17 protein-coding genes and 1 tRNA gene are annotated in these 20,173 nt (G+C 49.2%); 13 read left to right on the forward strand and 5 right to left on the reverse strand.

Going from position 1 to position 20,173, the window contains the following annotated elements:
- Window positions 1–26: 26 nt before the first annotated feature.
- Window positions 27–1,346: a UDP-glucose dehydrogenase family protein gene (locus HPS55_RS00975; protein ID WP_172173710.1), complete on the reverse strand. Its 1,320-nt coding sequence runs from the start codon at window positions 1,344–1,346 to the stop codon at window positions 27–29.
- 1,894 nt (window positions 1,347–3,240) lie between these two features.
- On the opposite strand from HPS55_RS00975, the gene HPS55_RS00980 reads away from it, so the two are divergent.
- The 13 genes from HPS55_RS00980 to HPS55_RS01040 all read left to right on the forward strand — a co-directional run bounded on the left by HPS55_RS00980 (window position 3,241) and on the right by HPS55_RS01040 (window position 16,386).
- Window positions 3,241–4,374 carry an HU domain-containing protein gene (locus HPS55_RS00980; RefSeq protein ID WP_172173713.1) on the forward strand — a complete coding sequence of 378 codons (1,134 nt, stop codon included), beginning with the start codon at window positions 3,241–3,243 and terminating at the stop codon, window positions 4,372–4,374.
- Window positions 4,371–4,898 carry an FHA domain-containing protein gene (locus tag HPS55_RS00985; protein WP_172173716.1) on the forward strand — a complete coding sequence of 176 codons (528 nt, stop codon included), beginning with the start codon at window positions 4,371–4,373 and terminating at the stop codon, window positions 4,896–4,898. Before HPS55_RS00980 ends, HPS55_RS00985 begins: the two co-directional genes overlap by 4 nt.
- Before the next feature lie 144 nt (window positions 4,899–5,042).
- A complete protein-coding gene (gene purU / locus HPS55_RS00990) occupies window positions 5,043–5,906 on the forward strand; it encodes a formyltetrahydrofolate deformylase (RefSeq protein ID WP_172173719.1) in 864 nt (287 codons plus the stop codon).
- Window positions 5,907–5,950: 44 nt separating this feature from the next.
- Window positions 5,951–6,541 (forward strand): imidazole glycerol phosphate synthase subunit HisH, encoded by a 591-nt coding sequence (gene hisH / locus HPS55_RS00995; RefSeq protein WP_172173722.1) that lies wholly within the window; start codon window positions 5,951–5,953, stop codon window positions 6,539–6,541.
- Window positions 6,538–7,263 (forward strand): 1-(5-phosphoribosyl)-5-[(5-phosphoribosylamino)methylideneamino]imidazole-4-carboxamide isomerase, encoded by a 726-nt coding sequence (gene hisA, locus HPS55_RS01000; protein ID WP_172173725.1) that lies wholly within the window; start codon window positions 6,538–6,540, stop codon window positions 7,261–7,263. Before hisH ends, hisA begins: the two co-directional genes overlap by 4 nt.
- On the forward strand, window positions 7,242–8,000 hold the full coding sequence (gene hisF, locus HPS55_RS01005) for an imidazole glycerol phosphate synthase subunit HisF (RefSeq protein ID WP_172173728.1): 759 nt from the start codon (window positions 7,242–7,244) through the stop codon (window positions 7,998–8,000). The genes hisA and hisF overlap by 22 nt, the downstream gene beginning before the upstream one ends.
- Before the next feature lie 18 nt (window positions 8,001–8,018).
- On the forward strand, window positions 8,019–8,633 hold the full coding sequence (gene hisIE, locus HPS55_RS01010; protein ID WP_172173731.1) for a bifunctional phosphoribosyl-AMP cyclohydrolase/phosphoribosyl-ATP diphosphatase HisIE: 615 nt from the start codon (window positions 8,019–8,021) through the stop codon (window positions 8,631–8,633).
- A gap of 20 nt (window positions 8,634–8,653) precedes the next feature.
- Window positions 8,654–9,352, forward strand: coding sequence for a cell division ATP-binding protein FtsE (locus tag HPS55_RS01015; protein ID WP_172174379.1), 699 nt, complete (start codon window positions 8,654–8,656; stop codon window positions 9,350–9,352).
- Window positions 9,353–9,416: 64 nt separating this feature from the next.
- Window positions 9,417–10,736 carry an aspartate kinase gene (locus HPS55_RS01020; RefSeq protein WP_172173734.1) on the forward strand — a complete coding sequence of 440 codons (1,320 nt, stop codon included), beginning with the start codon at window positions 9,417–9,419 and terminating at the stop codon, window positions 10,734–10,736.
- 128 nt (window positions 10,737–10,864) lie between these two features.
- Window positions 10,865–12,034, forward strand: a complete 1,170-nt coding sequence (lysA, locus tag HPS55_RS01025) for a diaminopimelate decarboxylase (RefSeq protein WP_172173737.1) — start codon at window positions 10,865–10,867, stop codon at window positions 12,032–12,034.
- A 35-nt stretch (window positions 12,035–12,069) separates the two neighbouring features.
- Entirely contained in the window at window positions 12,070–13,239 is a 1,170-nt protein-coding gene (locus HPS55_RS01030) for a glycosyltransferase (protein ID WP_172173740.1), read from the forward strand.
- Window positions 13,240–13,246: 7 nt separating this feature from the next.
- Window positions 13,247–14,404, forward strand: coding sequence for a glycosyltransferase (locus tag HPS55_RS01035; RefSeq protein ID WP_172173743.1), 1,158 nt, complete (start codon window positions 13,247–13,249; stop codon window positions 14,402–14,404).
- Window positions 14,401–16,386 (forward strand): fructose-1,6-bisphosphatase, encoded by a 1,986-nt coding sequence (locus HPS55_RS01040; protein WP_172173746.1) that lies wholly within the window; start codon window positions 14,401–14,403, stop codon window positions 16,384–16,386. Before HPS55_RS01035 ends, HPS55_RS01040 begins: the two co-directional genes overlap by 4 nt.
- A 108-nt stretch (window positions 16,387–16,494) precedes the next feature.
- Here HPS55_RS01040 and HPS55_RS01045 read toward each other — a convergent pair whose 3' ends face one another.
- The 4 genes from HPS55_RS01045 to HPS55_RS01060 all read right to left on the reverse strand — a co-directional run bounded on the left by HPS55_RS01045 (window position 16,495) and on the right by HPS55_RS01060 (window position 20,136).
- On the reverse strand, window positions 16,495–18,855 hold the full coding sequence (locus HPS55_RS01045) for an ATP-dependent helicase (protein WP_172173749.1): 2,361 nt from the start codon (window positions 18,853–18,855) through the stop codon (window positions 16,495–16,497).
- Between the two features lie 19 nt (window positions 18,856–18,874).
- Window positions 18,875–19,594 carry a sigma-70 family RNA polymerase sigma factor gene (locus HPS55_RS01050; RefSeq protein ID WP_172174382.1) on the reverse strand — a complete coding sequence of 240 codons (720 nt, stop codon included), beginning with the start codon at window positions 19,592–19,594 and terminating at the stop codon, window positions 18,875–18,877.
- A 137-nt stretch (window positions 19,595–19,731) separates the two neighbouring features.
- A tRNA-Arg gene (locus HPS55_RS01055) sits at window positions 19,732–19,805 on the reverse strand.
- Window positions 19,806–19,956: 151 nt separating this feature from the next.
- A complete protein-coding gene (locus HPS55_RS01060; protein WP_172173752.1) occupies window positions 19,957–20,136 on the reverse strand; it encodes a hypothetical protein in 180 nt (59 codons plus the stop codon).
- Between the last annotated feature and the right edge of the window lie 37 nt (window positions 20,137–20,173).

A 20,173-nucleotide genomic window follows, 5' to 3' on the forward strand; every position in this document is an offset into this window, starting at 1 on the left:
CTATCTTACTTATTGTCCATACTTTGCTACTTGCCTATGCAATGATATTCAAATCCGTTCTCGGCAAGCTCTTCCGCGTCGAATATGTTGCGGCCGTCTATCACCAGCGGGCGCCTCATGGCCTTCTTCACCACCGGCCAGGCAGGCAGGCGGAACTCCTTCCACTCCGTCACAAGCAGCAGCGCATCGGCATCGAGCAGAGCGTCGTACATGTCACGGCAATACGTCACCCTGTCGCCCACTCGTCTGCGACACTCGTCCATGGCCACCGGATCGTAGGCGCGCACAGTGCAACCCGCCGCGGTCAACAGGTCGATCATCACGAGCGCCGTGCTCTCGCGCATGTCGTCGGTCTCGGGCTTGAAAGCCAGTCCCCACAGCGCCACCGTCTTTCCGCGCAGACCGTCGCCGGCGCCGAATATCGCCTGCAACTTGTCAAACAGTATGCGTTTCTGCCGTTCGTTGACACGCTCCACAGCCTTGAGCACCTCCATGGAATATCCGTTGTCGTCCGACGTCTTTATCAGAGCCTTGACATCCTTCGGGAAGCACGACCCGCCATAGCCGCAACCGGCATACAGGAACTTGCGCCCTATACGCGTGTCGGCTCCTATACCGGCACGCACCATATTCACGTCGGCCCCCACACGCTCGCACAGATTGGCTATCTCGTTCATGAACGATATGCGCGTGGCCAGCATGGAGTTGGCCGCATACTTGGTCATCTCGGCTGAAGGGATATCCATGAATATCACGCGGAAGTTGTTGATAAGAAACGGCTTGTAGAGCTTGGTCAGAGCCTTGCGTGCGCGCTCGCTCTCCACACCCACCACCACTCTGTCGGGCGACATGAAGTCTTTTATGGCGTTGCCCTCTTTCAAGAATTCCGGATTGCTGGCCACATCGAATTCCACATCCACTCCGCGCCTGTCTATCTCTGCCTGAATCGCCGCGCGAACTTTCTGCGCCGTACCCACAGGCACCGTGCTCTTGGTCACCACCACCATATACCTGTTGATATTGGCCCCTATCGTCCGTGCCACCTCAAGCACATATTTCAAGTCGGCACTGCCGTCTTCATCCGGAGGCGTTCCGACAGCGGAGAAGACTATCTCCTGCTCGTCGAGCACTGACGCCAAATCGGTGGCGAAACGCAGACGCCCCGCCTTGACGTTCTTGACAACCATCTCGTCAAGACCCGGTTCATAAATTGGGATGTCGCCTTTTTGCAGACGCTCTATCTTCACCGCATCCACATCCACGCAAGTCACAATCGCACCCGTCTCCGCAAAACATGTTCCGGAAACTAGTCCGACATATCCGGTTCCTACTATTGCTATATTCATATCTACATTGGTTTTTCTTTCAAAATTCAAATACCATTATGCCGCTCCACGGTATGATCCATGGAAGACATATTCACTTTTTCAATTGCAAATATAATAAAATATTTTGAAAACCTCCCTGTTTTTCCTTAATTTTTAACACGCCGAAATCAGAAAAGCAGCCGTATAAAGCAGACATTCAAAATCAGTTATCATCAGATTGTCCGTTATCCGCAATTCATTTTGATTAAGTTGGTCAACAAAATTAAATTATATAATCGTCCGGATATAGGATGGATGCGCCTTGTATGGATGCGCCCCAACGGGGCAACAAGCACATAGCCCGGGGCAGAGCGAAGCGGCACCCCGGGAACAACACGATTGTACACACTCGCCCTGCAAGGGCAAAAGCATAAAAAAACACACAATACATAAACTGTAAATACCTGATAATTAATGCTTTTGCCCTTTCAGGGCGAGTGTGTACAATCGTGTTGTTCCCGGGGTGCCGCTTCGCTCTGCCCCGGGCTATGTGCTTGTTGCCCCTGCGGGGCGCATTCTTCCAGAGCAAGTTCATCCAGGGCGCGTTCATCCTATATCCGGACGATAATGTAGTTTGATTCTGTTGACTAACTTAATATATTTATTTGACTATGATTTCAGAAATGAGCGACAAGTTTGGGACACCCTACCCGTTGGGGCGCGCTCTGTAAGGGAACGTTTTGTCCGGAGGATAATGTAGTTTGATTCTATTGACTAACTTAATTCTGCCGACTAACTTAATTGATTACAATTTGAAACCTCAGTTCCGGAAGTGCCCCCTTGCATCACCCCGACGAATTCTCCAAAAAGCGGAAACAGTTCTCCGAAACGGTATTTTCGTTATGAAAAATGCGATTTGAATTCTCCGTTTTATCGATTTAACACATGTTAATGGGTGCATCGGGACTGCCAATTCTCCGATTTTTCAAGAAGCATGTTGTTTTTTCTGCCGACAGCGCCATACCTCCTTGCCTTCCGCAGCACAGTACAGAGGCACAGCGAAACACCCTGCCCCGCAATATTCACAGGTAATGCGACGTATGCCAGTCATGTGTCTGCCGCAACCTCACACGTAGATAATGTCAATATTATTGGTATAATCTAAAAGACGGAGAATTCGGAGAATTGAAAAACAAGGTATACACCACATACGATTCTCGTATAGTATATTCCAATCTGTTATATATAATAATATTATTATATATAACAGATTGGAATATAAAATATATGATTACAATATATAAGAAGCAGTTGTACAGCCTGTTTTCGGAGATTCTCTGTTTTCATTTCTCCGAAAACAGGCGATTTTGTATAATAAAAAAAACTGTCCACATCCGTCATACCCCACATTCTAAGCATCTTAGGAGCGCACACCGCTTTATTATGTAAATATATTACACAGTGTACCTAACGGAAGAATCGGAGAATTGGCAGTCCCGATGTACCCATTAACATGTGTTAAATCGATAAAACGGAGAATTCAAGCAGCCCTTTTCGTCCCCTAAACACCCTTCCGAGAATCCGTTGCCCATCTTTTTTTGCCCGTTTCCCCTCCACTGCCGGCAGGGCATGTCGTGCAGAAATGCAAAAACATCATCCGCCAATGCCATATAACACCCGAAAGCGGCACTTTCATATACCAAAAGTGGCACTTTCGCATCCCCAAAGTGCCACTTTCGCATTGCAAAACCGGCACTTTTAAATCCCAAGACAACCGATGAAACATGGCAACACGGACACACAGAGCAGACAAGATGACGGTAAAGTACAACTTCCCGGCATACCCGTCCCACATCCGAAAACTTCAGCGATCCAGCCCTAAAACTTACCTATAAGTTTGCAAATATCAGGAAAAATGAGTACCTTTGCACTCATGATTGAATTAAGTAGACACATCGAAATATTACTGCTGGACAACGACTGCGTCATCGTCCCGGACTTGGGAGGATTCATGGCGCACCATGTCGATGCACATTACGACGAGGAAGAGAACATCTTTCTGCCGCCCTTGCGCACTCTCGGCTTCAATCCACTGTTGAAACTCAACGACTCCCTGCTCGCACAATCATACATCGAAGCATACGACATAAGCTATCCCGAGGCGACAAGACGCATCGAGGAAGAAGTGAACGAACTGAAGCAGCACCTCCGCAACAAAGGAGTATACGAACTTGAAGACATCGGCACACTCCGTCTCAACGACGAGGGCAACTACATCTTCGAACCTTGCGAGGCCGGAATCCTCACCCCCACCCTATACGGGCTCAGCTCGTTCGAGATGAAGCGAACCGAAGCCGCCGAGCCGGAACGCGCACACAGATACCCGGCTTGCGGCACAGGTACCTCCGAATCCGAAGAGGCCGCCGCACCGACAAACACACATGCGTCTGCTTCCGGCTATGCAAAGCAGAAGGACAGAACCACCGTGACGGCTGCAGACGACGCCAACGCATCAGGAGAAGAGGAGGAAGAGCGCACGATAAAGATAAAAGTGGCATGGCTGCGCAACATCGCCGCCGTGGCCGCCGCCATAATCGTCTTTCTTGTACTGACACCGCCGATAGCCAACAGCGACAAGACACAGCTGAAAGCATCCGGCCTGCAAGAGCAGATGATAATGAACCTGATACAGGAAAATGCCGCACCCCGCCCTGCCATCGAAATAGAGCCGGCCAAGATAAAGAAAGCCATCGCCGAAAGGGACACCACGACACAAGCCGCACATGACGTAAAGCCAAAGCCCGAACATGCCCAACCGGTGCTGCCGGCCAAGAAAGACAGCATGTACTGCATCGTTATGGCAAGCCACATCACGCGGCACAATGCCAACGCCTACGTAAAGGAGCTGCACGACAAGGGGCTGGACGAAGCATACACATACGAGCACAACAAGATTGTACGTGTGGTGTACGGAAAGTATGAAAGCGAGAGCGAGGCGCACACCGCCCTAAGAGCAATACGCGGAAACAAATATTTCGAACAATCCTGGGTTTACAAGAAAAGATGAAGAGAGTAAAGTGCCCCAAGTGCGACAACTACATCACGTTTGACGAGACGAAATACCAGGCGGGCCAGTCGCTGGTGTTCGAGTGTCCGTATTGCAGCAAGCAATTCGGTATACGCATAGGAGCGTCCAAACTGCGGGCCACGCAAAAGGAAGAGAATCCCGACGAACATGCCAACGAGAACGGCTACGGCTCGATAGTGGTGATAGAAAACGTTTTCCACTACAAACAAGTGCTGCCGCTAAGCCTTGGAGACAACGTCATAGGGCGATACATGAAAGGTTCGGGGGTGAACACCCCCATAGAGACCAACGACCCGAGCATAGATATCAACCATTGTGTGCTTACGGTCCGACACGACAAACACGGGCGTCTGCAATACATACTGAGAGACGGCCCGAGCTATACCGGCACATTCGTCGACAACGAGATACTCGGTGACCGGGAACGCCGTGTGATAGAAGACGGATGCCTGTTCACCATCGGTGCCACAAGCATAATACTGCGCGCGGCGGAAAGCGAATGACACCGCTGACAGACAATGTTTCAAAAAAGAAGCAAAACAGGGCTAAATATCAAGAAAACGTAAGACAATTACAATATTTTCTTGTTTTCTGATACCATATACGATTATTTTTATAACTTTGTGGCTCAATTTTAAATAAATCATATGAAACCAACAGCCATCCTGCTTCTGCACTGCCCCGACCGGGAAGGAATAATATCGGAACTGACAAAATTCGTAACAGACAACCGTGGCAACATCGTCTATCTCGACCAGTACGTCGACCGGGTGGAAGGTGTATTCTTCATGCGCATGGAATGGGAACTGGACCGTTTCCTCATACCGAAGGACAAAATCGAGGAATACATCAACACACTGTATGCCAGCAGATACGACATGGAGTGCTGCCTGTACTTCAACGACGTAAAGCCGCGCATGGCCATCTTCGTAAGCAAGATGAGCCACTGCCTGTATGATATTCTGGCACGCTACAAGGCCGGCGAATGGGACGTCGACATACCCTGCATAGTGAGCAACCACGAAGATCTGCGCTACGTGGCCGAACAGTTCGACATACCGTACTATGTATGGTCCATCAAGAAAGACCACTCCAACAAACGGGAAGTGGAAGAGGCAGAAATGGAGCTGCTCAGGCGCGAGAATGTCAACTTTATCGTGCTGGCGCGTTACATGCAGATAATCAGCGACGACATGATACGCGAATATCCCAACCATATCATCAACATACACCACTCGTTCCTGCCGGCTTTCATCGGCGCCAAGCCCTACCACCAGGCATGGACACGGGGTGTGAAAATCATCGGCGCCACAAGCCATTACGTTACATCGGAACTCGACGCCGGACCTATCATCGAACAGGACGTAGTGCGCATCACACACAAGGACACGCCCGACAGCCTGGTGCGCAAGGGACGCGACCTCGAAAAGATTGTCCTGTCAAGAGCCGTCACCAAGCACATCGAACGGAAGATACTGACATACCGCAACAAAACGATAATATTCAGCTGAGAAAAAGACGCGCACCATACACATCCGCGACACACAACATACACATGAACGTTGCAATAATAAAATACAACGCAGGAAACATCTATTCGGTGGTAAACGCACTCAAGCGCCTTGGCACAGACCCTGTACTGACGGACGATGCCGCCACGCTGAGACAGGCCGACCGTGTGATATTCCCCGGACAGGGCGAGGCCGGAGGAGCAATGAAATATCTGCGCGACCACGCACTGGACAGTGTCATACGCAATCTGACACAGCCTGTATTGGGCATCTGCGTAGGCCAACAGCTCTTGTGCCGTCACTCGGATGAGGGCGACACCGATTGTCTGGGCATATTCGACGCCGTGGTGAAACGCTTCTGCCCCACCCGTCATGAGGACAAGGTGCCGGCCATGGGATGGAACTCGCTCCGCGACATGAAGAGCCCGCTCTTCCGCGGACTGAACGACAACGACTTCGTATATTTCGTACACAGCTACTACGTGCCGTTGTGCCGTCACACCGCCGCCACCACCGAACACATCGTGGAATACAGTGCCGCCATGCACCGCGACAACTTCTATGCCACACAGTTCCATCCAGAAAAGAGCGGAACCGTGGGCGAACGCATCATAAAGAACTTCCTGGAGCTATGATTGAACTGATACCCGCAATAGACTTATACAATGGCAGATGCGTGCGGCTGACAAAAGGCGACTACGACCTCCGCACCACTTACGATGCCGACCCTGCCGCCATCGCAGCAGAGTTCGAACGACTGGGCTACCGCAGGCTGCACATGGTAGACCTTAACGGTGCCGAGTCGAAACACATAGTCAATGCAGACGTGCTACGGGCCGTCGCCACGACGACAAACCTCACCGTAGACTTCGGCGGCGGCATCAAGACCGACGAGGATATTGAAACGGCCTTCAATTGCGGGGCCGCCATGGTGACAGTAGGCTCGGTGGCCGTGACACGCCCCGACCTGCTCCGTTCGTGGACAGCCCGCTACGGAGCCGACAGGATAATACTCGGAGCCGACGTGCGCAACGGCATGATAGCCATCAACGGATGGCGGGAGGACTCGCCGCTGAAACTGAAGGACTTCATAGCCTCGTGGATGGAACACGGCATAAGGAACATACTGTGTACCGATATATCGAGGGACGGAACACTCAAAGGTCCTGCAACAGACTTGTACCGTGAGGTGATGGAGACATTCCCCGACCTGCATCTTATAGCAAGCGGCGGCGTCTCGGACATTGACGACATCAAGGCTCTGAACGCTGCGGGAATACCGGCCGTGGTGTTCGGCAAGGCCATATATGAGGGCAAGATAAACATGAAAGAACTATGGGACTGGCAAAACGCATAATACCATGCCTTGACGTGAAAGACGGCGAGACCGTCAAGGGCACCAACTTCATTGACCTGCGGAGCGCAGGAGACCCCGTGGCGCTTGGCAAGGCATACAGTGAGGCCGGTGCCGACGAGCTGGTATTTCTGGACATCACGGCCAGTTATGAGCGACGGAAAACGTTCACGGACATGGTGACACGGGTGGCACAGGAGATCAACATACCGTTCACCGTAGGTGGAGGCATAGACGAACTGACCGATGTCGAACGGCTGCTTCAGGCGGGAGCCGATAAGGTAAGCATCAACAGTGCGGCATTCAGACATCCGGAACTGATAGACCGGGTGGCAGCACGGTTCGGCAGCCAGGTATGCGTATGCGCGCTCGACGCCCGCTTCGACGGCTCGGACTGGTTCTGCTACATCAAGGGAGGGCGAGAGCGCACGGAACACAGACTGCTCGACAGAGCCTTGGAAATGCAGGATCGCGGTGCCGGCGAGATTCTCTTTACAAGCATGAACAACGACGGCGTAAAGACAGGCTACGCCACTGAGGCACTAGCCATGCTTTCCGACAGACTGTCGATACCCGTCATCGCCAGCGGCGGAGCAGGGTGTATGGAGCATTTCCGCGATGCTTTTACCGAAGGACACGCTGACGCGGCACTGGCTGCCAGCGTATTCCACTTTGGAGAAATCGCCATAGGCGAACTGAAGAAGTATCTTAAAGAAGAAGGTATAAACGTCAGAATATGAACAAAAAGAACTGAACATATGACAATAGATTTTGAAAAGACGGGGGGGCTCGTCCCGGCAATCATACAAGACGCCACAACGAAAAACGTGCTCATGCTGGGCTACATGAACAAAGAGGCATACGAGAAGACGGTGGAAACGAAGACGGTAACCTTCTTCAGCAGAAGCCGCAACTGCCTGTGGACCAAGGGAGAGACATCGGGCAACCGCCTCAACGTGGTAAGCATGGCCGCAGACTGCGACAACGATACCCTGCTTGTCAAAGTGAACCCTGAAGGACCCACATGCCACAAGGGCACGGACACATGCTGGGGAGAGGCCAACACACCCGGCCCGCTGGCCTTCCTCACCGAGCTGCAAGACTTTATCGAAAAGAGACACATGGAGATGCCGGAAGGAAGTTACACGACATCGCTGTTCAAGGACGGTGTGAACCGCATGGCGCAAAAGGTGGGCGAAGAGGCTCTGGAGATGGTGATAGAGGCCGTGAACGGCACACCGGAACGGATGATATACGAGGGTGCCGACATGCTCTACCATCTTACGGTGCTGCTCACCCACAAGGGTATGAGGATAGAGGATCTGGTACGGGAGTTGCAGCAACGGCACACCCCAGGATGGAAAAAGCATTAAGACAAAAAAGAAACACCGACATGCTCATAGACTACAAAAACGTCAACATTTATCAGCAGGGAGAGAAACCTGTGCTCTCAGGCGTCAACTTCAGTGTTGACGAAGGGGAGTTCATATACATAATAGGACGGGTGGGCTCCGGAAAGAGCTCGCTGCTGAAATCACTGTATTTCGAACTTGACATAGACGAAGGCGACGAGGCCACTGTAATAGGTCACGACATACGCAGGCTCAAACGTAAGCACATACCGGCATTACGCAGGCAGATGGGCGTAATCTTCCAGGACTTCCAGCTGCTCAGCGACCGCAACGTGTACAAGAACCTGCACTTCGTACTGAAAGCCACGGGATGGAAGAACAAAAAGGATATAGACAAACGGATAGCAGAAGTTCTGACCGATGTGGACATGGCCGACAAGGCGCTTAAATTCCCGCATGAGCTTTCCGGTGGAGAACAGCAACGTATTGCCATAGCACGGGCGATACTGAACAATCCGAAAATAATCATTGCCGACGAGCCTACGGGAAACCTCGACCCTGAGACGGCCGAAAGCATTATAATGCTACTCAAACAGATTTCGCAGACCGGCACGGCCATCATCATGAGCACACACAACATGCTGCTGCTCGACAAATATCCCGGTGTGGTATACCTGTGCAAAGACGGCGGCATAGAAGACGTCACAAAGAGCTATAATGAGCTGATGCTCAAGGAATAGGCAAAGAACGGTTAAACATTTTTATTCTGACAATAAAAAAAACAAAAAGACAATACATACGATTATGAAAGTAATGAAATTCGGTGGCACCTCTGTCGGGACACCGGCACGCATGCAGAACGTTACAAAACTCGTAACATCATCGGGAGAACCTGTTTTCATTGTACTGTCGGCAATGTCCGGTACGACCAATTCACTTGTGGAGATTTCCGACTATCTTTACAAGAAGAATCCCGAAGGCGCAAATGATGTTATAAACAAACTGGAGAAAAAATACATAGAGCACATAAAGGAGCTGTACTCTACAGACGAATGGCGCATAAAGACACATGACTTCATAACCGAAATATTCAACTATCTGCGTTCGTTCACCAAAGAACTGTTCACAAGTTTCGAAGAGAAGAACATCGTGGCACAGGGAGAGATAATAAGCACAAACATGGTGGCCAACTACATGAGGGAACTGGGATATGACGTAACCCTGTTGCCGGCACTCGACTTCATGCGGACGGACAAGAATGCGGAACCGGATCTGGCATATATCAGAAAGAACCTCGGAAGGTTGCTTGAAGAGAACAGCGGGTCACAGGTGTATATCACGCAGGGATTCATCTGCCGGAACGCCTACGGTGAGACTGACAACCTGCAACGCGGAGGCAGTGACTATACGGCATCGCTCATAGGAGCGGCCATAGGTGCCGAGGAAATACAGATATGGACGGACATCGACGGCATGCACAACAACGACCCGCGCATCGTAGACAATACCACCCCGGTACACCAGCTGCATTTCGAAGAGGCAGCCGAATTGGCATACTTCGGTGCAAAGATTCTGCACCCTACATGTATACAGCCGGCCAAGTATGCCAACATACCGGTGCGCCTGCTCAACACGATGGACCCGGAAGCGGAAGGAACGACAATAAGCAACGACACGGAATGCGGAAAGATAAAGGCTGTAGCTGCCAAAAGCAACATCACAGCCATAAAAATCAAGAGCAGCCGTATGTTACTGGCCACAGGATTCCTGCGCAAGGTATTCGAGATATTCGAAAGCTATCAGACTCCCATTGACATGATATGCACATCGGAAGTAGGTGTGTCGATGAGCATCGACAACAACTCGCATCTCAATGAGATTGTGGACGAACTTAAAAAGTATGGCACGGTGACAGTGGATAAAGACATGTGCATCATCTGCGTGGTAGGCGATCTGGACTGGAGCAATGTAGGATTCGAGACACTGGCTACAGAAGCGATGAAGAATATACCCGTAAGAATGATTTCATACGGAGGCTCCAACTACAACATATCGTTTCTCATAAAAGAAGAGGACAAAAAACGCGCACTGCAAAGTCTGAGCGCCACTCTATTCAAACAATAAGGACACGCTATACGGGATACATGGGGCTGTATCAGAAATAGGAATCCACCGGCAGGCAGGAACTATTCCTGGTATGGTCTTCATACCTATACAAACAGACACATACACATAAATATAAATTAGTTTCTATGAGAAGGGCATTTCCAACAGACAAGTTTGAAGATAAAAAGACACCGTTCTACTATTACGACACTGACTTGCTCCGCAAGACGTTGCAAACAATATGCGAAGAAGCAGGCAGGCACGAAGGATTCGTCGTGCACTATGCATTGAAAGCCAACGCCAATCTGGCATTGCTGAATATCATAAGCAGTGCCGGACTCGGTGCCGACTGCGTGAGCGGCGAAGAAATAGAAGTGGCAAGCGAAACAGGCTTCCCTGTCGAAAAGATTGTCTTTGCAGGTGTGGGAAAGAGTGATGAGGAAATAAGAATCGGAATTAAATTCGGTATATTCTGTTTCAACGTAGAAAGTCCCGAGGAACTTGAAATAATCAACGAACTCGCAAAAGAAAAAGGAAAGGTGGCGAACGTAGCTTTCCGTATCAACCCGGATATAGGTGCCCATACTCATGCAAACATCACGACCGGACTGGCCGAAAACAAATTCGGAATATACATGAGCGACATGACAACGATGATACGGAAGGCAGCCGGACTAAGCAATGTCAAATGCATAGGGCTGCATTTCCATATCGGATCACAAATACTGGATATGGACGACTTCACGGCACTATGCAAAAGGATCAACGACTTGCAGACGGAATTGGACGCAAACGGCCTCAGCGTAGAGCACATCAACGTTGGCGGCGGTCTTGGGGTGGACTACGAGAATCCCGATGCCAACCCGATACCAGACTTCAAGTCGTATTTCGATGTATATGCCACGCATCTGCAACTGCGCCCGGGACAGAAAGTTCACTTTGAACTGGGACGCTCTGTAGTGGCACAATGCGGCTCTCTCATATCACGCACACTCTATATAAAGCACGGAAAGCAGAAGCAATTTGCCATAATAGATGCCGGCATGACAGACCTTATACGCCCTGCACTGTATCAGGCACACCACAAAATAGAGAACATATCGGTACCGGCCGATACTCCCGAAGAGACGTACGACGTGGTGGGGCCGATATGCGAGTCGAGCGATGTGTTCGCAAAACAGACAAAGCTCGCCTCCACCCGCCGGGGCCATCTGATAGCCATCCGCTCTGCTGGGGCATACGGGGAAATCATGGCATCGGGATACAACTGTCGTCCGCTGCCGAAAGGATATACAAGCGACGAAATTGGAGCATAACCGGAATATAAAAGAAACAAAAAAGGAATCTATATATGAATGTCGATATCATGACGATAACGATATGCGGAATACTTCTGCTGTTGGCGGCTATCACACCAATGTGCAATGGGCTGTTCAGAAGACCGCGCAGCCTTCATATGCAAGCCGGACCGGACGTGTCTGCCGCCCCAACCGCACACGCGACAGCTCTTCCGGCCATATCCATAGTAATGACTACTCACGACATGGCCTGCGAACTGGAACGCAATCTGCCGTTGCTGCTCGCCCAGGACTATAAACCGGGATTTGAAATCATCGTTGTGGATGAGTCGTCGACAGACCGTACAGACGATGTTCTCACAATGCTAAAGCACAAACACCCCAATCTGTACACTACATTCATACCAAAGTCAAGCCACTACCTAAGCAGACGCAAACTGGCACTGACAATAGGAATCAAAGCAGCCAACCATGAATGGGTGATACTGACTGATGCCGACTGCCGGCCGGAGAGCGAGAGATGGCTCACGACAATGGCCACACACTGTACCGACGAAAATGATATTGTGTTGGGATACACCAACTACGAACACAACTCCAAAAGATTCTATCGGTTCGAGCGTATACTCAACGCATGTTATCTGATGAGAAAGGCACAGAAATCGGTGGCCTACCGATACAACGGCAACAATATGGCAATGCGCAAAAGTGTATTCATGAACCGTAACGGATTTTTGAAAAACTTGAAATATCTGCGCGGCGAATACGACTTTATCGTAAACGAATATGCCGAAAAAGGCCGAACGGCAGTGGCTACACATCCGGATTCGTTCATAAGACAAGACTGTCCTTCAAGCAAGACATGGAACAACAGCCATCTGTTCTATATGGAAACCCGACGGCATCTTGACCGCAGCCTGTCATACCGCCTGCTGTTTGACGCCGATACGGCACTGCTGCACATCAACTACATCATCGATGTGGCATTGGCGACATGTGCACTGCTTATATGGAACAACATCGTTATCGCTGCCGTAGCAACATTATGCATAGCCATAACAGCCTTTATACGTGCATTCATAGCCGCACGGACCATGCGCATGTTCGGTGAACGCATCAGTCCGATAACAATACCACTGATGGAAATGCGAATGATGTGGCAGAACGCATGGTTTATGCTACGCCACAGAATATCAGACAAATATGACTTCATAAGAAGATAGAGAAATCATGAGAATACTGCATTTTCATCCTGACGGGAACAAAACCATAGCTGAATACGTGGCATTGCTATGCCGCGTAATGGGTGAATATGCCGAAGTGGCAGCCGCCAACGATATAAAGAGCCTGACAAGGCAAATCAAACAGAAGCGCCCGGACATAATACATCTGCACGGATGCTGGACAATGCAGAATGCGATTGCAGCAATGATTGCCAAACGCAAATTGATACGCACCGTAATCACACCGCACGGCCAACTTGAACCATGGATAATAAGGCAACACTATATTCGGAAGAAACTTCCAAGGATTCTTTTATACCAAAAGACAATCGTCAACCGTGCGTATTCGGTAATAGTAATGGGCAAGATGGAAGAGTTTCACTTGAAACAGCTTAAATGGAATCCGCGTATAGAAACGGCTTACAACTCGATAATCACCGATACCATAACCGAAGAAGATATGTGCCGGACTATATACGGCATATATGATAAGGTCATGAATACCGACATACTGAAACTGATGAACCGCGAAACGATAAATGCGACATCAGCCTTAATCAAAGCGGGCCTCACAGGCAACCATCTATGGCTCAACGACCATGAATATGGGTTGTTCCGCACACCCAACAACATTGAATGGGACAAGCTCACGGCATATGTCCATCAGGAGGGTATCAGTGATGTCGTAACCAAAGGCATAGATGTTCTCGAACTGCCACAACCGGATACGGCACCGACAGAAAAACCTTTCTATCATCCCAAAAACCTCATATCACCGGAACCGCTTTCCGCCTCTATTTCCATAAAAAAAGACAAGGGAAACAGTAAAGACAACAAAGAAACGGCCTGCGGCAATATCTTCAGCTATACCGACACTCTGTACTTCACAGAGATGATGAGAAACGTCCGTAAGCTGACATCGCGCAGACGCCTCACACTGAGCCATATTGTAGAGACGGCAGACACGCTGCGTACACGTGCGATTGACGAAGGCAAGGCTGGGGAAATATTGCGCGGGAAACGCCTGTACAAGTTTACAGGACGCATAATGCAACTACTCGCAGACATGACAGGACTGGAAGAGGGATTCATGCCCGTACCACCAATAAACGACAGACAAACAAACCGAATAAAGACAATAATCAACAAACATCTGGAAATATGACTGCCAACAATCACCATGACATAAACGGAGACATAAGATACATCAGTCTGCTGTCGCAATCATTCCCTACCATTGCCGATGCCAGCACAGAGATAATAAATCTCGAGGCCATACTCAACCTGCCTAAAGGAACCGAACACTTCCTCGCAGACATACACGGAGAGAGCGAGGCTTTCCAACACGTGCTGAAAAACGCTTCGGGAAACATCAAACGCAAGGTGAACGAATTGTTTGCCGGAAACATACGCGAGTCGGAAAAGCAGGAACTATGCACTCTGATATACTATCCGGAACAGAAACTTGAACTCGTAAAGGCCGTGGAGACGGATATAGACGACTGGTATAGAATAACGATACACCAGCTCGTAAGGATATGCCGGGACGTTAGCAGCAAGTACACCCGTTCAAAGGTAAGACGCTCGCTGCCGGCCGACTTCAGCTACATCATAGAGGAACTGTTGCACGAAAGCGCCGACGACACCGACAAGGCGGCCTATGTCAACGTGATTGTGGACACCATCATCACCACCGGTCGTGCCGACGATTTCATCATCGCGCTATCCACTGTCATACAGCATCTGGCCATAGACCAGCTGCATATACTCGGTGACATCTATGACAGAGGGCCCGGAGCGCATATCATAATGGACGCCATGCGCAATTACCACAACTGGGACATACAGTGGGGCAACCACGACATACTATGGATGGGAGCATGCGCCGGCAACAACGCCTGCATCTGCAACGTATTGCGGCTGTCACTGCGCTATGCAAACCTGGCCACACTCGAAGACGGATATGGCATAAACCTCGTACCGCTGGCCACATTTGCAATGGACGTCTACGGTGACGACCCTTGCGAAGAGTTCATTCCCAAACTTCTCAAGGACAACCGCATGGATGAAAAGACCATGCAACTCACCGCAAAGATGCACAAAGCCATCTGCATAATACAGTTCAAGGAAGAGGCACACATATTCAACCGCCGGCCGGAATGGGGCATGCAGGACCGTTGTATGCTCAACACCATCGACTACAATAGTGGTACATGCACAGTCGACGGCAAACAATATCCCATGCTCAGCAACCACTTCCCTACCGTTGACCCGACAGATCCCAACCGCCTAACGCCTGAGGAGCAGATGCTCATGGACAAACTGCACCATTCTTTTGCCGTCAGCGAGAAACTGCATAAACATATACGCACATTGTTAAGTCATGGATGCATGTATGCCGTATACAACAGCAATCTTCTCTATCATGCTTCAATACCACTCAACGACGATGGCACACTCAAGGAAGTGGAACTGAGCAAGGGACGTAAATACAGCGGACGTGAACTGATGCTGAATATGGGAATGATGATACGCTCGGCATTCGAAAACGATACCGACCCCGAAGACCGGAAATATGCCACCGACTACTTTCTGTATCTATGGTGCGGAAAGAACAGTCCGTTGTTCGACAAATCCAAGATGGCAACCTTTGAACGATATTTCCTCAAAGAAAAAGAGACGTATCATGAAGAGAAAGGCAACTACTTCAAACTGCGTGACGACGAGACGGTATGCGACCGGATACTCGACGCTTTCGGGGTAACAGGACCAAACCGGCACATCATCAACGGTCATGTGCCGGTACATGCCTCAAAAGGTGAGAATCCAATCAAAGCCAATGGAAAACTTATGGTCATAGACGGAGGGTTCAGCGAGGCATACCACAAGGAAACAGGTATCGCAGGATATACTCTCGTATACCACAGTCGGGGATTTCAGCTTGTACAGCACGAGCCGTTCACTTCGGCCGCCGATGCGATACAGCGGGGTACTGACATCAAGAGCACGACACAAATAGTAGAAATGTCGGCCCACCGCATGCTCGTGGCCGATACCGACAAAGGCACCGAGCTGCGAGCCCAGATTGCAGACCTGAAAAAACTCCTCTACGCCTACAGGCATGGAATTATAAAGGAGAAGAGATAATCGGTTTATATCATCAAAAAAGGGAAACAATCAGTCTGTAACGACGGATTGTTCCCTTTTTTATTTGTGGCATCTTTGTATAAAGACAAAGGCCGACCTTATCAGAAATCACTTAATCACCTTATACTTGGCAAACTTAAGAAGCAATTGTTTTGTTCCGGCATTACGAAAATTCACGGTGGCTTTCATATTCTCGCCAACACCTTCTATACGCAATACCTCACCCATACCGAAACGCTGATGCTCTATCATGCTGCCTTCACACAGTTCATGAGATGACACCATGGATGAAGAGCCGGAAGAATTGGTAAAAGACGCTGTCGGTTGTACAGTCTTGCCAAAGGATGATGCGGGTTTGAGACGCTCCACATGCGGCATCTTCAGGTCTGCCTTAAACTGCGTGGCAACAGGTTTGGAATTGACAAAACGGCTGCCGGATGATTCATAAGTTTTCCACCCTGCACTTCCGTGTGCCTGAAATGAGGCTTCCGGCGAACCGTTATCCATCCGGATCAGACTCGGATCGAAATCACGCAAAAAACGCGATGGCGTGTCGTACTCCATGCGTCCATATCGGAAACGGTTTTGGGCACATGTCAATATACAGTGTTTCTCGGCACGCGTGACAGCCACATAAAGCAAACGCCGTTCTTCCTCCAACTCACGCATGGAAGATGTACACATTGGCGACGGAAATATATTTTCCTCAAGCCCCACAATGAAAACCGTTGGAAACTCCAGACCCTTGGCACTGTGTACGGTCATCAGAGAAACTTTTGGCGAATCGACCTCGGTATCACTGTCAAGATCTGTCAGCAGCGAAACCTCTTGCAGGAAATCGGCAAGGGCCACATGCTCCTCCATACCTTCTTCACGGCGGCTCTCCACAAAGTCCTGCATGCCGCTGAGAAACTCTTCAAGATTCTCCTGGCGGGCGATATCCTCAGGATCTCTCCCTGAATAAATGTCGCAACTGACGCCACTATCGGATATAATGTCACGGCCAATGGTATAAGCATCATCAGTATTGGCACGTTCACCCCACCCCATCACAAGGTCACGGAACTTACCGAGCTTTCCTATCGTACCTTTATTGACATCAAGACCATAAGCGACAGGACTGCAGATGACTGTCCAAAGACTTACGCCATTAAGTGTTGCCGCAGCGACAATGCGTCCTAAAGTCGTATCACCGATACCTCGCGACGGATAGTTGATGATACGTCGGAGAGCCTCTTCGTCGTCAGGATTGACCACGACACGGAAGTAGGCAATCACATCCTTTATCTCCTTGCGCTGGTAGAAACTCATGCCTCCGTATATATGATACGGTATATTCATCTTACGCATACACTCTTCAAAACTGCGGCTCTGTGAGTTTGTACGGTATAAAATGGCAAAGTCACTGTATTCACACCGCTCCTCACGGCGTATACGCTTGATGTCATTGCATACTATGAGGGCTTCCTCCTTGTCGCTGTATGCCGGTTTCAAGACGAGCTTCTCTCCTTGTTCATTGCGACTGAATGTGTCTTTGGGTATCTGACGGGAATTGTGCTTGATCAGGCTGTTGGCCGCCTGTACAATAAACTGCGTCGAACGGTAGTTCTGCTCAAGCTTGAAAAGGCGTGCACCGTCATATGAAGACGTGAAATTAAGTATGTTGTCAATATTCGCCCCACGAAAACTGTATATGCTCTGGGCATCGTCACCCACGGCGCAAATATGCTGATGGTCACGGGTGAGCTGCGTGACGATGGCCTGCTGCGCATAGTTTGTATCTTGATACTCATCGACAAGCACATAGCCAAAACGTTCGGAATACTTGCGGCGTATATCCTCGTTGCGGTCGAATAACACAAACGTATTGACAAGAAGGTCGTCAAAATCCATTGCATTGGCCTGACGACATCTGTCGCAATACCGCAAATAGATATCTTTCACAGCGGGCATCTTCCGCGCAACATCATCGCTCACCGTCTGACGGCTCGAGGCATAAGCCTGAGGCAACATCAGACGGTTCTTTGCCATGCTTATCCTGTCGGCAACCGACGTATGTTTATACACTTTCTCGTCAAGCCCCATTTCCTTGATGATGGCTTTGACAAGAGAACGCGAATCACTCTGATCGTAGATGGTGAAGTTGGGACTGTAACCTATTGCCTGCGCCTCAGTCCTGAGTATTCGCGAGAAGACAGAATGAAAGGTACCCATATTCAGCCGGCGAGCCTGCTCTATGCCCACCAACGCACCTATGCGCTCCTTCATCTCCCGCGCTGCCTTGTTTGTGAAGGTAAGGGCAAGTATGTTCCAAGGCATAAATCCCTGCCCGAGAAGATATGCAATCTTGTATGTCAACACACGAGTCTTGCCGGAACCGGCTCCGGCTATAACCAAAGAAGCTCCGCCGCAATAGGTAACCGCCTCACGCTGACTGTCGTTCAGCTGTTCTAATATGTTGTCGGTCATTTCCAATTTTAATTTGTACTCAGCTTCTGTAACTCTTTAAAAAGACACCGGCCGAACGTGAAATCTTTCTCATGGCCTTGTCTCTTATCTGACGTACACGCTCACGCTTGAGCCCCATCTCATGTCCGATATCAGCCAAAGTCATCTTCTCACAACCTATGCCGAAAAAATATTTCAGTACTGTGCTCTCACGTTCATCAAGAATATCGAGCAGACGGTTCAGCTCATCACTAAGTCCGGAAGCATTAATACTGCTATCTGTCTCAGGTGAGTCGGGATTAGCTATGATACTGAGAAGATTTACATTCTCACGTCCACCCAACGGTGCATCGGCAGAAAGAGCTTTACCACTCCTTTTGTCAACAGTCGAGGCTTCCCCCTTAGGAATACGGTAAAGAGCACCCTGCTCTTCTATGGCACGCTCTATATATTTACGAACTATAGGCACTGCATACGATGCAAAACGACAACCTCGGCTTGCATCATATCGCTCGACCGCACGCATAAGTCCTATATTCCCCTCGCTTACAAGGTCTTCCATTGCAACACCATTGTTCTGATAGGCCCGCGCCACACTTACCACAAGTCGCAAATTGGCCTTTGTAAATCTGTCTACTGCATGTCTGTCACCAGCCTGCACACGACCGGCCAGTGTCCGCTCCTCGACTTCTGTGAGAAGTTGTTCCTTCTTTATCTCATCCATGTATTTGTCCAAGGAAGAATTATCTCTATCTGCCATATACTAAGAATTTGGTTCATTAATCATCGCTACATGCCGACATCCCGGCAAACATTTACAAAAATACAAAGAATATACGGAATAAACGAAAATACCATAAACAAAATAGAGAGACTTTCAAGTCTCTCTATTTTATGTGACTCCTGCAGGATTCAAACCTGCAACCTTCTGATCCGTAGTCAGATGCTCTATTCAGTTGAGCTAAGGAGCCCCGATTATATCCATTTCTGAATTGCGAGTGCAAAGGTAGTCATTTATTTCCATTCAACCAAATATTTTTTGATGAAAATAACAAATTATTGATTTTCTGTTTAATCATCACGGTTCTTTATGTATTTAAAATTCTACTTATATAGTATCAGTTATTCGTCGTCATCCCATATTGAGGATCCTCCATTTTGTATTGACAGTGATTCTACACCTTCAAAATATTCATTGCCAAGGTCACTGTCCGTTTTGACGCCTACTCCAGAGGCTGCAAGTAATGTTGAGTCGGGTTCAAATGTTATTATTTCAATTCGTGGTTTGATGTATTTCTTCATATCGTATTTTGTTTTTATATATTAACGTCAAGTGTGC

Origin of the sequence: Xylanibacter rodentium (assembly GCF_013166575.1) — a bacterium.
Classification (GTDB): domain Bacteria; phylum Bacteroidota; class Bacteroidia; order Bacteroidales; family Bacteroidaceae; genus Prevotella; species Prevotella rodentium.